Here is a 14,036-nt window from a genome sequence, read left to right as displayed (position 1 = left end):
TCACGAAGAGCAAACTTTATTTTTTATTGCGAGGATCATCATACTGTAGTAATTGCCGTGGCAACTTCTCTATTGCAACAATTACCCCATCTAATTTACTTTCAATACGGTGGAGTAAATATAATGTTACAACAATTGGAAACCCTACATTACCTATCATCTTGATCCACTCTTCCATCTTTTTCTCCTCCTTTCATTATATAAATAAGAGAAAAGAACACATTTAGGCATAGAAAAACAAGCTATTATGTATTAGCTTGTTTTTTCAAACAATGATGCAATTTCTCGCTTATAATCTCCACGTATAATACCTTGCTCAGTAATAATACCTGTAATTAATTCATTCGGTGTTACATCAAATGCAGGATTATAAACAGTAGTTCCAACTGGTGCCACCTGTTTCCCAAAAATTTTCGTAACTTCTGTTTCATCTCTTTCTTCAATAACAATTTCTGCACCTGTTTGTTTCGTAATATCAAATGTAGATAGTGGAGCTGCAACGTAGAACGGGATATCGAAATACTTTGCTAATATAGCTAAATTCATCGTTCCGATTTTATTTGCTGTATCCCCATTTGCGACAATTCGGTCCGCTCCTACAATAATTGCGTTGATTTCTTTCGTTTGAATAGCATGAGCTGCCGTATTATCTGTAATAAGTGTTACATCAATACCTGCCTGTTTTAATTCCCAGGTCGTTAAGCGACCGCCTTGTAAAACCGGTCTCGTTTCACATGCATATGCATGTAAATGTACACCTTTTTCTTTCCCAATATAAAACGGTGCTAATGCAGTACCATATCTAGCAGTTGCAATACTGCCAGCGTTACAAATTGTTAAAATGTTATCACCGTCTTTAAAGCATGTTAATGCATGTTCTCCAATACTCCGGCATACCGCTTCATCTTCCTGCTGAATACGAAGCGCTTCTTCTTCTAATATTTTTTGCGCTTCTTTTATTGTAGTAATTTCTTGAATAGATTCTCTCATACGATCGATTGCCCAAAATAAATTGACTGCTGTCGGGCGTGACGTCCCTAAATAATTACAATCTCTATTAAACTTCTTTTGAAATTCTTCAATATGTAAAGTAGTATATTTTTTTGATGCAAGCGCCAATCCAAATGCAGCTACAATTCCAATTGCAGGTGCTCCTCTTACTTCTAGCATGACAATACTTTTCCATACCTCTTCAATCGTCGTTAATGTTTTATATTCTGTGCTATGCGGCAACTTTGTTTGATTTAATACTGCAATGGCATCACCTTTCCAACTGACAGACCTCGGAATCGTAACAACTGTACTCATGCTTTTACCCCTCCAGAAACTGTCTGTTGAAATAATGTTCGGAACAGTTGAATATCAGCGTTTTTAGATTCATATTTTATTAGTTCTTTACCTAAGGATAAAGCTTGTTTCTTGGCTTGAATTCTCTTTTCTTTATTTGCTATTTCATCTAAATCAGCTACATGTGCTAAGCCAATTGTTCTTCGGATAAGCTCACATCCAGCAAATCCGACCACATCCGTAAAAATATTTTGCAAAATAATCGGCAACCATTGTTTCTCTTTCGTATATGCTTCTACACCTTCTCCAATCCATAACTTCGTAAAAGTGTCTACGAAATAGCTCCATGTTTTCTCAATATGGAAAAATAGCACACTTCTCTGTTCTTCCTCTCTAGATAGAGCATTTAATAATAGATTTGCAATAAATTGCCCGATGTCAAATCCAAATGGACCGTACGTTGCAAATTCTGGGTCAATCACTTTCGTTTCAGAAGGTGATGAAAAAATACTTCCAGTATGTAAATCTCCATGAATGAGTGCCTCTTTTCTCGTTAAAAATTTATATTTATATTGCGCTACTTTTAGTTTTAAAGTTTTATCACTCCATAGTTCATCTACAGCCAATTGTAACTCCGACTCATAATCATTCGTATCGTAATGCCCAAACGGATCTGTAAACACTAAATCTTCTGTAATTTTGCAAAGGTCTGGATTTACAAATGTACCTTCTAGTACCCTTTTCTCTTCTGACTGTAAACCAAAATCTGAAGTATAAAATAAAACATTCGCTAGAAAACGACCGATATGCTGGGATAGAAGTGGATACTCTTCTCCATCTATTAATCCTTTTCTTGTAATAGTTAATTTTGATAAGTCTTCTATGATTGTTACCGCTAATTCTTCATCATGACTATACACTACCGGCACATATTCCGGCACATACTTTGCAAAAATTTGCAGCGCCTTACTTTCAATCGTCGCTCTTTTTATAGACAACGGCCAGCTCTCACCAACTACTTTCGCATATGGTAGTGCTTGTTTTATTATAATAGACTTCTCTCCATCATCTAATTTGAACACGTAATTTAAATTTCCATCTCCAATTTCATGACAAACTACATTTGCTTTCTTTTCAAAATAGCCATGTTCTTTCGCATATTGTACAGCGGTTACTTCTGTTAATGAATAATATCCCATCGTCTTCTCCCCCTTTTTTTAATTCAGAGGTTTTTCTAACACAGAAAAACCTCTTTCCACTAAGAAAGAGGTTTGAAGTTTATCTTCTCCCCTCTTATCTGCCAGAAAGTTTTACTTTCTGCTGGAATTAGCACCGTGCCTTTTGGCGTCATAAACGCCCCATTTCACAATGGTATTACGGTCGGTTGCTGGGCTTCATCGGGCCAAATCCCTCCACCTGCTCTTGATAAGAGTTGTATAATTTTTTAGAATTTTTAACTTTATGTTGAAGACTATACCAAGAATAAAAATCACTTGTCAACATTTTATTTGTATAATTCTGGACGTCGATCTGCAAAAACTGGAATTCCTTTGCGTACTTCTTTAATTTTCTCGAATGTAAGCTCTCCAAATAGAATTGATTCTTCTTCATTCGCTTCTACAACAACTTCACCCCAAGGATCGACAATTAAAGAATGGCCAGCAAACTCATTATTTGGATCCTTCCCTGCCCTATTACATGCTACAACATAACACTGGTTTTCAACTGCTCTTGCTTGTAATAGCAAACGCCAATGTGCTAAACGAACTAATGGCCATTCAGCTACAACAAATAAAACTTTTGCACCCTTAGCAGTATGAACGCGCATCCACTCCGGAAAACGAATATCATAGCAAATTGTTCCAGCACATTCTACATCATCCAACTTAAATTCACCAGTACGATTTCCAGCGATTAAATATTTATGTTCATCCATAAGCTGAAATAAATGCACTTTACTATATTCATTGACTAGTTCTCCTCTATTTGTTACAACATACATTGTATTTGTAACACCTTGCTCTGTTTGCTTCGCTATAGAACCACCAACAATATGTACAGCATATTGTTTCGACCATTCTTTCAGCTTTTCTTTCGTTTCTAATCCATCCTTATCTGCAATTTCAGAGAGTCTCGTTAAATCATATCCTGTGGTCCATAGTTCTGGTAAAACAATAACATCTGGTCTTTCTTTCATCGCTTCACTTATTTTATTTTTAGCATTCTCAATATTTTTTTCTACATCTCCAAAGACAATATCCATTTGAATACATGCGACTTTCATTTTTTCAGCCCCATTCTTATTTTTTTCTTTACAAAATACTGGAAAGATTATATCATTTGTCACTAGAATTGTAACAACTTTCAAAAGAGGTGGAAAGTATGAAATCATTTCAACCTTCTGAGATAGTAACATCATTGCCAACACAATTTTTCGCTTCACTTGTTGCAAAAGTTAACAAAGTTGTAGCAGCTGGTCACGATGTTATTAATCTAGGTCAAGGTAATCCAGATCAACCAACACCGCAGCATATCGTAAAAGCTTTGCAAGATGCTGCAGAAAAGACCATTCATCATAAATATCCGCCATTTCGCGGACATGAAAGCTTAAAAGAAGCCGTGGCAACATTCTATCAACGTGAATATGATGTAGTAGTAAATCCGAAAACTGAAGTTGCTATATTGTTTGGTGGAAAGGCTGGATTAGTAGAATTACCAGTTTGCTTTACAAACCCTGGTGATACAATTCTCGTTCCCGATCCAGGCTATCCAGATTATTTATCAGGAGTTGCTTTAGCGAAAGCACAATTTGAAACAATGCCGCTTATTGCAGAAAATAAGTTTTTACCAGATTATACAAAAATTGATGACTCTATTGCCGAGCGTGCAAAATTAATGTTTTTAAACTACCCAAATAACCCTACAGGTGCTACTGCATCAAAAGATTTTTTTGATGAAACGATTCAATTTGCTAATAAACATAATATATTAGTTGTTCATGATTTTGCCTATGGTGCTATAGGGTTCGATGGTCAAAAGCCAGTTAGTTTCTTACAAGCAGACGGTGCTAAAGATACAGGAATTGAAATTTATACTCTATCGAAAACTTTCAATATGGCTGGGTGGCGTATCGCTTTTGCAGTAGGGAATGAAAGTGTTATTGAAACCATTAACTTATTACAAGATCATATGTATGTTAGTATTTTTGGTGCAGTTCAAGATGCTGCCCGCGAAGCACTATTACGTTCGCAGTCTTGCGTAATAGACCTTGTAAATAGTTATGAATCTCGAAGAAACGCTCTTATTTCAGCTTGTCACTCAATTGGTTGGAATGTAGACATTCCAACCGGATCATTTTTTGCATGGCTTCCTGTTCCAAAAGGATATACTTCTGAGCAATTTTCTAATATTTTGCTAGAAAAAGCACATGTCGCAGTTGCTCCTGGTGTTGGATTTGGTGAGCATGGTGAAGGGTACGTCCGCGTTGGTCTCTTGCATACAGAAGATAGATTACGAGAAGCCATTAATCGAATCGATAAACTAAATTTTTTCAAAAAGTAATTGACAACATGAAAAATATCTGACAAAATTCAGTTATCTTAAAAATTTAAACATTTCTAAATACTTCTTATCAAGAGCAGGTGGAGGGACGAGCCCGACGAAACCCGGCAACCGATCTACAATTGTAGACACGGTGCTAATTCTCGCAGCATTACGCTGACAGATAAGGAGCTGGTTGTAAAAAAACCTCTCCTTAGCTGAGAGGTTTTTTTATTTAACTAGGAGGTTATAACAATGAGCGGAATTATAGCGACATATTTAATCCATGATGATTCACATAACTTAGAAAAAAAAGCTGAGCAAATTGCACTCGGTTTAACAATTGGCTCTTGGACACATTTGCCACATTTATTGCAAGAACAATTAAAACAACATAAAGGCAACGTCATTCATGTTGAGGAATTAGCTGAACATGAACATACCAATTCGTATTTACGTAAAAAAGTAAAACGCGGAATTATTAAAATTGAATATCCGTTATTAAATTTTAGTCCGGATTTACCAGCAATTTTAACAACTACATTTGGAAAGCTATCACTTGATGGCGAGGTAAAATTAATTGACTTAACTTTTTCAGACGAGTTAAAAAAACAGTTTCCTGGTCCAAAATTCGGGATAGATGGTATTCGAAATCTTTTACAAGTACATGATCGTCCCCTTTTAATGAGTATTTTTAAAGGAATGATTGGACGAAATATTGGGTATTTAAAAACGCAATTACGCGATCAAGCAATTGGTGGTGTAGATATCGTAAAAGATGATGAAATATTATTTGAAAATGCATTAACACCACTTACGAAACGCATCATATCTGGAAAAGAAGTTTTACAATCCGTATATGAAACGTACGGACATAAAACGTTATATGCCGTAAATTTAACAGGACGAACTTTTGATTTAAAAGAAAATGCGAAACGTGCAGTGCAAGCTGGAGCCGATATTCTATTATTTAACGTATTCTCTTACGGACTAGATGTACTACAATCACTTGCAGAAGATGATGAAATCCCAGTTCCTATTATGGCACACCCTGCTGTAAGTGGTGCTTATTCTGCATCTAAGTTATATGGAGTTTCATCTCCATTATTACTCGGAAAGCTACTCCGTTATGCTGGGGCTGACTTTTCATTATTCCCATCTCCATACGGAAGTGTTGCGCTAGAAAAAGAGGAAGCTCTTGCTATCTCAAAATATTTAACTGAAGACGATGCATGTTTCAAGAACAGCTTTTCTGTTCCGTCTGCTGGTATTCACCCTGGTTTCGTTCCCTTTATTGTACGAGATTTCGGTAAAGATGTTGTGATTAATGCTGGTGGCGGGATACATGGACATCCAAATGGGGCGCAGGGCGGCGGTAAAGCTTTCCGTGCTGCAATTGATGCTACTTTGCAAAATAAACCACTTCATGAAGTAGATGACATAAATTTGCATAGTGCACTACAAATATGGGGAAACCCCTCTCATGAGGTGAAATTATGAGTATTCAAATATTTTGTGATTTCGATGGCACGATTACAAATAATGATAACATTATGTCTATTATGGAAAAATTCGCACCTCCAGAAGCTGAAGAAGTAAAGAATAAAATTTTATCCCAGGAGCTATCTATTCAAGAAGGTGTTTCTCAATTATTTCAATTCATACCTACTAATCTGCACGATAAGATTATTCAATTTTTAATAGAGACTGCTGAAATCCGTAATGGTTTTCATGAATTTATACAATTTGTAAATGAAAATAATATTTCCTTTTATGTTATATCAGGTGGAATGGATTTCTTCGTCTATCCACTCTTACAAGGACTCATTCCAAAAGAGCAAATTTACTGTAATGAAACAGATTTTTCAAATGAATACATTACAGTGAATTGGCCTCACCCTTGTGATCATCATTGTCAAAATCATTGCGGATTATGTAAATCATCACTCATCCGTAAATTAAGTAATACGAATGACTTCCATATTGTAATTGGGGATTCAATTACTGATTTACAAGCTGCGAAACAAGCGGATAAAGTGTTCGCTCGTGATTTCCTTATTACAAAGTGTGAAGAAAATCATATTTCTTATACACCATTTGAATCGTTTCACGATATTCAAACTGAATTAAAACATTTGTTGGAGGTGAAATTATGAAACAACTTTTTCGTCAATGGTATGACTTAAGCGAGATAAAAAAAGAATTAACAACACGAAATTGGTTTCCAGCAACGAGTGGTAATATTTCTATAAAGGTTAGTCATGAACCACTCACTTTTCTCATTACAGCAAGTGGTAAAGATAAAACAAAAACGACTCCAGATGATTTTCTATTAGTAGATCATCTAGGGGTTCCCGTATTAGAGACTGAATTACGCCCTTCAGCAGAAACAATTTTACACACACATATTTATAACAATACGAATGCCGGGTGCGTCCTTCATGTTCATACAACCGATAATAATGTCATCACAAATTTATATAGCGATGCAGTCACACTTCAAAATCAAGAAATTATTAAAGCTCTCGATATTTGGGAAGAAGATGCAACAATAAACATTCCTATTATCGAAAACCATGCTCATATCCCAACGCTTGGAGAAAACTTCCGCAAGCATATACAAGGAGATTCGGGGGCAGTATTAATCCGTAACCATGGTATTACCGTATGGGGCCGAGATAGCTTTGATGCAAAGAAAAGATTAGAAGCTTATGAATTTTTATTCCAATTTCATATAAAACTATTATCAATTCAAGGAGGCGTTTCTAATGGCGCAAATTCGTATTCATGAAATAAATACTCGCATTGAAAATGAAGTGGAAGTATCAAAATTTCTACAAGAGGAAGGCGTTTTATATGAGAAATGGAATATTTCCAAACTTCCTACTCATTTAAAAGAAAATTACTCATTAACAGATGAAAACAAAGCTGAAATATTAGCTGTGTTTTCAAAAGAAATTGCTGATGTTTCAGCACGCCGAGGTTATAAAGCACATGATGTAATTTCACTTTCAAATAACACACCTAACCTTGACGAATTATTAATTAATTTTCAAAAAGAACATCATCATACTGATGATGAAGTTCGCTTTATTGTTAGTGGGCATGGCATCTTTGCCATTGAAGGAAAAGATGGGACATTCTTTGACGTTGAACTTGAGCCAGGCGATCTCATATCTGTTCCTGAAAATGCAAGACATTATTTTACCTTGCAAGATGATCGTCAAGTTGTAGCTATTCGTATTTTTGTTACAACTGAAGGCTGGGTTCCAATCTATTAAGGTAGTTAGTTGAATAAAAGGTCTTGGACCCCCTTTTCCAACCTTTTATTCACTCTACATATATACATCCTCCTATGGAACAGGCTTATTTCATTTTGAAATAAGCCTGATTTTTTATGGTTCTAACCGCATTATTCCTTCTTTTCAGTACAATCTCTCCCTTCAATTTTTCAAGTATATTTATTAATACTTTTTGAACATTTATTGAACTTTTTTTGAATTTTTTCTGAAAATTCTGTTTTATATATGATATACTACAATTAACTAAGAAGGAAAAGAAAATCGCAAACAGAGGGGGAGAATCATGAGTTTACTTATCGCACTTATACTAGGAGTTATGTGTGGAGCACTTCCTGTTATTTTAGGAGCCATTATGGAAGAGTTAGAAGTTGGTGTTTTAGGTTTTGTCGCATCTTGTGTAAGCGCTTTACTTTTTGGTTTATTCGGTGCTATTCCTGTTTCAATTCTCTGTGCATTTTATATAGTACGCCATGCTCGTACAAAACAATTCGGTCCTAATCACATCGCGCAAGTTATTCCATTCCCAATTGAACGATGCCGCCGGGCTTCTAGCTTATAATTACAAAATTAAAAATAAAAGTCCTCAAATGAGGACTTTTATTTTTTTTCTTCTAGAAATTGAAACAATTCTTGTAAGTGCAAAGCGTCTTCACTATAGCTAACAGATACATGATATATACCATCAATCTCCGCTTCCATGTAAAGGTCAACTCCATCTCGATCATATTTCAATGCCAAATAAAATTCCATTTCTTCTAGCATCTTTTTTGAAGTTCGAATAACGTAATGCCCTTTCTCATCTCTTCCATATTCGAAATTCGGTTCAAAATCATATTTTTGTTTAAAAGCTTCTTTTTGTTTTTCATTAATTTGTATACATGTTGCTCTTTGTACAGTATCAATCATCTCATCAAATTTTTGAAGATCCATCTCATTTACCCCCTTACGTATTTTTTGTATAACACTTGTGTTCCGCTATTTTCTTCTCCATCTTTTATTAGCTCTTCATACAATTCCTTCGCCAAACTTAAACCTGGTACTGGTAATTGTAATCTTTCAGCCTCATCTAACGCGATCTTCATATCTTTCATAAAATGCTTTACATAAAAACCTGGTTCAAAATCTCCCTTTAACATTCGAGGAGCTAAATTACTTAATGACCAGCTACCTGCTGCTCCCGTTGAAATACTCTCCAATACTTTATCAGGATCTAATCCAGCCTTTTTTGCATAAGCAACAGCTTCACATACTCCAATCATATTAGAAGCAATCGCAATTTGATTGCACATTTTTGTATGTTGTCCACTTCCAGCAGGCCCTTGCAACTGAATATTTGTTCCTAGTTTTTCAAATAACGGTAAACATCTATCATATATTTCTTTCTCTCCACCGACCATAATTGCGAGTCTTGCTTCTTTCGCACCAACGTCTCCTCCAGATACAGGTGCATCTAACGTATATACATTCTTACTTTTACCAGTTTCATTAATACGTTTTGCCAATGTTGGTGTAGATGTCGTGAAATCAATTGCGATCGTGCCTTCATTTGCATTCTCCAAAATTCCATCTATCCCAAAGTACACTTCTTCTACATCATGTGGATACCCAACCATAGTCATTACAACATCAACTTGCTTTACTAACTCTTTCGGTGTATCACACCAATTTGCACCATCTTGCACTAAAGAGTCTGTTTTCGATTTTGTTCTATTATATATATATACTGTATGACCGTCTTGCATGAAATGACGCACCATACTTTTTCCCATTACACCAATACCAATGAAACCAATTGATACATTTTTATGTTTCATTTTCTCATCCCCTTTGTTCTAATAAATCACTTACCATCTTTCGGAAATCTTTATTGAAGTCGTCATCCATACTATTTTTCACATTTGAAAATAAAATAACAAAAGTCCCTTTTTCTTTATTAAAATTATTGAAAGTGTTCCAACCAGATAGTACACCATGATTATGAAAATAATCCGGATATATGTAAAAACTAAATGCATATTTTCGTTCTGTTGAAGGTGAAAACATCGCTTGTATACTTTGTTCAGAAAGAAGTTTTCCATTTATAATTGCTTCGTCTAATTTCTTCATATCTCCAACTGTCGTATACATCTCACCACAACCATATAGCCAATCCATGCCTACCTTCTGCGCTGGTACAAGCTCTTGATTTTTTTTCACATAACCCTTTGTAAAATTTTTATCTCCAGGTACCATATTTCCCATACCAGATTCATGCATATCTGCTTTTGTAAATATATTTTCTTTTATATAATCTCCTAAAGGTTTTTTCGATATATGTTCTATTATATAGGCAAGCACCATATAATTATAATCTGTATATCTCCAACCTGTTCCTGCAGGAAATTCTAAATTTTGACGTCCAATCCAATTCATTAACTGTAAACGGGAAGCAGCATTAACATTGCCTTTTGCGTGTTCAGGTAAACCAGAGGTATGCGTTAATAAATGATATAACGTAATATTTTTATTCTCCGGAAATGAAGGAATATATTTATTTACATTATCTTGAATATTCAGCTTACCTTGATCCTGCAGTTGTAAAATAGATGTAGCCACAACTGTTTTCGTAATAGAACCGATACGATATTTTGTGTGAGGCATATTTTCTATTTTATTTTGAACATCAGCATACCCATATCCTTTATTCAATATAACATGCTCTTTATCTGTTACCAAAACTGTTCCATTGAATTGCTTTCCGACTAAATATTGATCTAATTTTTGTGATATGCTAGCGTAATCAATTTGCTTTTCTTGTTTTTCTTCTTCTATATTCTCTTGTACTTCTGATTCAACAGCAGGATTCACCTTAGTTGTTAATTCTTTATTTTCCTTTATATTAGAATTATAGAGAAAATAGTATACTCCTCCACAAACTACTGCACATATTGAAACTATCATCATTATTTTTTTTATCATTTTGTTCCTCCATAATTCCTTCGTTCAAAATCCCCCCTACACTCTATTATCAAGTAATAAAAAAAAATCGCAACAATTTGTTGCGAAAAATCACTTTTTTTCTTTTCTATATACACACACTTGATTTTTCCCATTTTTTTTCGCTTCATATAATGCAATATCCGCTCGTTGCATTAATTCTTCTCTTGTAATCCCTTTTTCATATAATGCAACTCCAAAGCTCGCTGTTAATTTCGAAATTCCTGAGAATTGCTTTGTTTCAATGAAAAATCGTAATGATTCCGCAACTTGAAATGCTTCTTTTTCTACTGTATTCGTTACTAAAATAATAAATTCTTCTCCTCCCCACCTAGCAAATACATGTTGCTGCTCCACTTTAGATTTCATGAGCTCTGCAAGCTCAATTAATGCTAAGTCACCAAAATCATGGCCATACGTGTCATTTACTGCTTTAAAATTATCTATATCAAATAAAATAAGTGCTATGTTTTCATTATTACGCATCGCATTATCCCATTCTGCCTCGAGTATTTGTTGGAATTTCAAACGATTATAAATCTCTGTTAACGAATCTATCATAGCAAGTCTTTCTTGTTCTTGATAGATTTCATCTAATTCGGTAATCTCTGTACACTTCACAATAAATCTTGATAAATCTTCTGGCAATGGTGTCGCACGCAATAAAAAAGTTGACACTTCCCCTTCATAGTTGGACATCTTAATTCTTCTATCATATGATAATGTATCATCTAACCATGTTATATCATGAGTTGTTGAATAGTATCCATTTTCTCTAATAAGATGTTCAGCAAATACTAAATGTTGCTCACGATACGCAAACAAATTTTCATATCCGAAAAACTCTAAAAAATTTGTATTACAATCAACAATCTCATCGTCTTCTACTATAAATAATAGATCATTTCGAAAATCAAACATCGTTTGAAGTAGTTCTTGTTGCAAACTTACTTGCCGCACTAAAGAAAGCTGATATAAACTTTTATTCACTTCCTCTAACACCATTTGCGGAGTCACAGGAGCTATCACAATATTACGTATTCCTAACGTAAGCACCTCTGCAAACTCGCTTGTTATTTGTTGATCCCAAATGACAATAAATGTACTCTGTGGATTATACATATTCTTTATATATTTTATTTGAGAAAAATCTGTTACATACATAATTACAATATGTGGTTTAGTCCTCTGAAATAATACTTCTCCTTCTTCAAAACTATTTGCTATAAACATACATTTTGGATGGATATTTTCTATCGTTTGTTGATGTGTGCATCCATTTTCTATATAAAGGACATTTAACTGAAGATCTTGTAATACATTTTGGAAAACCGTATTCTCTAATAAAAAATGTAGTATGTTCATCACTAGTCTTCACTCACTTCATATATCTTGTTCTACAGAATTCCTCACAAACATTTTATAAAAAACTGTTCTCTAAAAACTTTAATGAGTGAGGGATACATGTTAACAAGCTAATTGAGAATGTTATCTTTGCTTTTTCACTCTATAAATTCCTTTTTTAGTGTATGATTATAGGAATTGTATCGTTTGTATGAATGCCCTAGCTTCCGCTTGAAAACTTGACAATTAAAATAAAGATATTATATTCTTAAATTCGATAACTTACAAAATGTAAGTAGAATATATTACATGTATTTTTTTCATAATTTGATATGTAATTTGGAGGATATATAATGACAAACGAAAACTTTTTTAATGTTTTATATGAACGCACATCTACACGTGCATTCAACCCAGAGAAAGAAATTTCATCTACAGAGTTACACGAGATTTTAAAGGGAGCTGCTCAAGCACCTTCCGCTTGGAATTTACAGCATTGGAAATTCCTTGTATTCCAAGGTGAAGATGTACAGAAACGATTACATCCAATTGCTTATAACCAACAACAAATTCTTGATGCTTCTGCTGTAGTCGCTATTTTAGGTGATTTAGAAGCTTATAAAAACGTTGAACCCGTTTATGGTCCAATTGTAGAACAAGGATTTATGAAAGAAGAAGCAAAAGAACGCTTAGCTAAAAATATTGAGTCTGCATATGCCCGTGAGCAATTCCCAAGAGATGCAGCCTTTTCAAATGCATCTTTAGCAGCAATGCAACTTATGCTTGCAGCTAAAGCAACTGGCTGGGATACTTGTGCGATTGGTGGTTTCAACCCACAAGCACTTACAGAAGAATTCAATGTTTCATCTCGCTACGTACCAATTATGCTTATTACAATTGGGGAATCAACTTTAAAAGGTCATCCTGCACCACGAATGAGCGTAGAACAAGTGAGTGAATGGGCAAAATAATAAAGTGAAACTTGAATCAGTGTGAGGGTCTTACTGCCCTTTCATACGAATAAAAAAGAAACGAAGGTAATTTCATTACCTTCGTTTCTTTTTTTATTCTGTCACACATCCGTAATACTAAAATGTATGATTCGACATCCACACATAAAAAACAGTAAATTTCATGCTATTCGCATACATATAAATGACGTTTTGTGTCGAATTTTGTTAAAGTATCGAAATATAACCGTGTGTTTTTGTTACAATTATGATACAATGATAACAAATAGATAACAAATAGATAACAAGAGAGGGATTTTCATTGAGTTCATACGGAAGCTTTATTGCACTTTTATGTTACATAGTAACTGTACTGCTTCTATATTTTATTGGCGATGCTGCAAATATTTCAGTTTTACAATTTCCAAAAGAAGAAGCATTCCAATTAGAATCAGAAAAACATACTGCACGATCCATTGTACCGCTACTGTTAGCTCTTCCTGTATATATCATCGTTTTATATAAAAGCAAAAAAGTGTAAAGGCTACCTATTTCATTCATTTCGGTGGTCTTTACACTTTTTTGTGATATCTATCCTATTTTAAACATCATTCCGTAATAAACACCCAGCTAGTCT

16 protein-coding genes and 2 riboswitches are annotated in these 14,036 nt (G+C 34.4%); of the genes, 8 read left to right on the top strand and 8 right to left on the bottom strand.

What is annotated here, in order from left to right:
• Window positions 1–16: 16 nt before the first annotated feature.
• The 4 genes from QCI73_RS07495 to QCI73_RS07480 all read right to left on the bottom strand — a co-directional run bounded on the left by QCI73_RS07495 (window position 17) and on the right by QCI73_RS07480 (window position 3,655).
• Window positions 17–178 carry a YvrJ family protein gene (locus tag QCI73_RS07495; protein ID WP_000393333.1) on the bottom strand — a complete coding sequence of 54 codons (162 nt, stop codon included), beginning with the start codon at window positions 176–178 and terminating at the stop codon, window positions 17–19.
• 74 nt (window positions 179–252) lie between these two features.
• Window positions 253–1,308: an S-methyl-5-thioribose-1-phosphate isomerase gene (gene mtnA, locus QCI73_RS07490; protein WP_327922556.1), complete on the bottom strand. Its 1,056-nt coding sequence runs from the start codon at window positions 1,306–1,308 to the stop codon at window positions 253–255.
• On the bottom strand, window positions 1,305–2,486 hold the full coding sequence (mtnK, locus tag QCI73_RS07485; RefSeq protein WP_044790714.1) for an S-methyl-5-thioribose kinase: 1,182 nt from the start codon (window positions 2,484–2,486) through the stop codon (window positions 1,305–1,307). The genes mtnA and mtnK overlap by 4 nt, the downstream gene beginning before the upstream one ends.
• Before the next feature lie 91 nt (window positions 2,487–2,577).
• Window positions 2,578–2,719, bottom strand: a riboswitch (SAM riboswitch).
• 72 nt (window positions 2,720–2,791) lie between these two features.
• On the bottom strand, window positions 2,792–3,655 hold the full coding sequence (locus QCI73_RS07480) for a carbon-nitrogen family hydrolase (RefSeq protein WP_353824096.1): 864 nt from the start codon (window positions 3,653–3,655) through the stop codon (window positions 2,792–2,794).
• Between the two features lie 14 nt (window positions 3,656–3,669).
• On the opposite strand from QCI73_RS07480, the gene QCI73_RS07475 reads away from it, so the two are divergent.
• From QCI73_RS07475 to QCI73_RS07450, 6 genes are all read left to right on the top strand, one after another.
• Window positions 3,670–4,848 (top strand): pyridoxal phosphate-dependent aminotransferase, encoded by a 1,179-nt coding sequence (locus tag QCI73_RS07475; protein ID WP_327922555.1) that lies wholly within the window; start codon window positions 3,670–3,672, stop codon window positions 4,846–4,848.
• A gap of 64 nt (window positions 4,849–4,912) precedes the next feature.
• A riboswitch (SAM riboswitch) is annotated at window positions 4,913–5,018 on the top strand.
• A 64-nt stretch (window positions 5,019–5,082) separates the two neighbouring features.
• Window positions 5,083–6,327 (top strand): 2,3-diketo-5-methylthiopentyl-1-phosphate enolase, encoded by a 1,245-nt coding sequence (gene mtnW, locus QCI73_RS07470; protein ID WP_353822718.1) that lies wholly within the window; start codon window positions 5,083–5,085, stop codon window positions 6,325–6,327.
• Complete coding sequence (gene mtnX, locus QCI73_RS07465; RefSeq protein WP_353822717.1) at window positions 6,324–6,983, top strand: 2-hydroxy-3-keto-5-methylthiopentenyl-1-phosphate phosphatase; 660 nt, start codon at window positions 6,324–6,326, stop codon at window positions 6,981–6,983. The genes mtnW and mtnX overlap by 4 nt, the downstream gene beginning before the upstream one ends.
• Window positions 6,980–7,618 (top strand): methylthioribulose 1-phosphate dehydratase, encoded by a 639-nt coding sequence (locus QCI73_RS07460; protein ID WP_327922553.1) that lies wholly within the window; start codon window positions 6,980–6,982, stop codon window positions 7,616–7,618. Before mtnX ends, QCI73_RS07460 begins: the two co-directional genes overlap by 4 nt.
• Window positions 7,596–8,108, top strand: coding sequence for a 1,2-dihydroxy-3-keto-5-methylthiopentene dioxygenase (locus tag QCI73_RS07455; RefSeq protein ID WP_327922552.1), 513 nt, complete (start codon window positions 7,596–7,598; stop codon window positions 8,106–8,108). Before QCI73_RS07460 ends, QCI73_RS07455 begins: the two co-directional genes overlap by 23 nt.
• A 304-nt stretch (window positions 8,109–8,412) precedes the next feature.
• Complete coding sequence (locus tag QCI73_RS07450; RefSeq protein WP_098921516.1) at window positions 8,413–8,688, top strand: hypothetical protein; 276 nt, start codon at window positions 8,413–8,415, stop codon at window positions 8,686–8,688.
• Between the two features lie 38 nt (window positions 8,689–8,726).
• On the opposite strand, the gene QCI73_RS07445 is transcribed toward QCI73_RS07450, so the two are convergent.
• The 4 genes from QCI73_RS07445 to QCI73_RS07430 all read right to left on the bottom strand — a co-directional run bounded on the left by QCI73_RS07445 (window position 8,727) and on the right by QCI73_RS07430 (window position 12,470).
• The gene (locus QCI73_RS07445; RefSeq protein WP_000365613.1) at window positions 8,727–9,059 is read right to left on the bottom strand and encodes a DUF3909 family protein; all 333 of its coding nucleotides are present in this window, start codon (window positions 9,057–9,059) and stop codon (window positions 8,727–8,729) included.
• A 5-nt stretch (window positions 9,060–9,064) separates the two neighbouring features.
• A complete protein-coding gene (locus QCI73_RS07440) occupies window positions 9,065–9,943 on the bottom strand; it encodes an NAD(P)-dependent oxidoreductase (protein WP_000681093.1) in 879 nt (292 codons plus the stop codon).
• Between the two features lie 4 nt (window positions 9,944–9,947).
• On the bottom strand, window positions 9,948–11,087 hold the full coding sequence (locus QCI73_RS07435; protein ID WP_353822716.1) for a serine hydrolase: 1,140 nt from the start codon (window positions 11,085–11,087) through the stop codon (window positions 9,948–9,950).
• A 90-nt stretch (window positions 11,088–11,177) separates the two neighbouring features.
• Window positions 11,178–12,470 carry a GGDEF domain-containing protein gene (locus QCI73_RS07430; RefSeq protein WP_001023204.1) on the bottom strand — a complete coding sequence of 431 codons (1,293 nt, stop codon included), beginning with the start codon at window positions 12,468–12,470 and terminating at the stop codon, window positions 11,178–11,180.
• A gap of 332 nt (window positions 12,471–12,802) precedes the next feature.
• Between QCI73_RS07430 and QCI73_RS07425 the strand changes: the two genes are divergently transcribed.
• Together QCI73_RS07425 and QCI73_RS07420 are read left to right on the top strand one after the other, a co-directional pair.
• Complete coding sequence (locus QCI73_RS07425) at window positions 12,803–13,420, top strand: nitroreductase family protein (protein ID WP_000180604.1); 618 nt, start codon at window positions 12,803–12,805, stop codon at window positions 13,418–13,420.
• Between the two features lie 301 nt (window positions 13,421–13,721).
• On the top strand, window positions 13,722–13,940 hold the full coding sequence (locus QCI73_RS07420; protein WP_000100487.1) for a hypothetical protein: 219 nt from the start codon (window positions 13,722–13,724) through the stop codon (window positions 13,938–13,940).
• Window positions 13,941–14,036: the final 96 nt, after the last annotated feature.

The organism is Bacillus cereus group sp. MG16, assembly GCF_040459875.1.
Classification (GTDB): Bacteria; Bacillota; Bacilli; order Bacillales; family Bacillaceae_G; genus Bacillus_A; species Bacillus_A paranthracis.
Note: the sequence above shows the minus strand (reverse complement) of the source record. Positions and strands in the feature narration are given on the sequence as shown.

Coding starts and splice junctions, on each gene's coding strand:
- QCI73_RS07495 (WP_000393333.1), bottom strand. CDS start 178: ATGGAAGAGTGGATCAAGATGATAGGTAATGTAGGGTTTCCAATTGTT.
- mtnA (WP_327922556.1), bottom strand. CDS start 1,308: ATGAGTACAGTTGTTACGATTCCGAGGTCTGTCAGTTGGAAAGGTGAT.
- mtnK (WP_044790714.1), bottom strand. CDS start 2,486: ATGGGATATTATTCATTAACAGAAGTAACCGCTGTACAATATGCGAAA.
- QCI73_RS07475 (WP_327922555.1), top strand. CDS start 3,670: ATGAAATCATTTCAACCTTCTGAGATAGTAACATCATTGCCAACACAA.
- mtnW (WP_353822718.1), top strand. CDS start 5,083: ATGAGCGGAATTATAGCGACATATTTAATCCATGATGATTCACATAAC.
- mtnX (WP_353822717.1), top strand. CDS start 6,324: ATGAGTATTCAAATATTTTGTGATTTCGATGGCACGATTACAAATAAT.
- QCI73_RS07460 (WP_327922553.1), top strand. CDS start 6,980: ATGAAACAACTTTTTCGTCAATGGTATGACTTAAGCGAGATAAAAAAA.
- QCI73_RS07455 (WP_327922552.1), top strand. CDS start 7,596: ATGGCGCAAATTCGTATTCATGAAATAAATACTCGCATTGAAAATGAA.
- QCI73_RS07450 (WP_098921516.1), top strand. CDS start 8,413: ATGAGTTTACTTATCGCACTTATACTAGGAGTTATGTGTGGAGCACTT.
- QCI73_RS07445 (WP_000365613.1), bottom strand. CDS start 9,059: ATGGATCTTCAAAAATTTGATGAGATGATTGATACTGTACAAAGAGCA.
- QCI73_RS07440 (WP_000681093.1), bottom strand. CDS start 9,943: ATGAAACATAAAAATGTATCAATTGGTTTCATTGGTATTGGTGTAATG.
- QCI73_RS07435 (WP_353822716.1), bottom strand. CDS start 11,087: ATGATAAAAAAAATAATGATGATAGTTTCAATATGTGCAGTAGTTTGT.
- QCI73_RS07430 (WP_001023204.1), bottom strand. CDS start 12,470: ATGAACATACTACATTTTTTATTAGAGAATACGGTTTTCCAAAATGTA.
- QCI73_RS07425 (WP_000180604.1), top strand. CDS start 12,803: ATGACAAACGAAAACTTTTTTAATGTTTTATATGAACGCACATCTACA.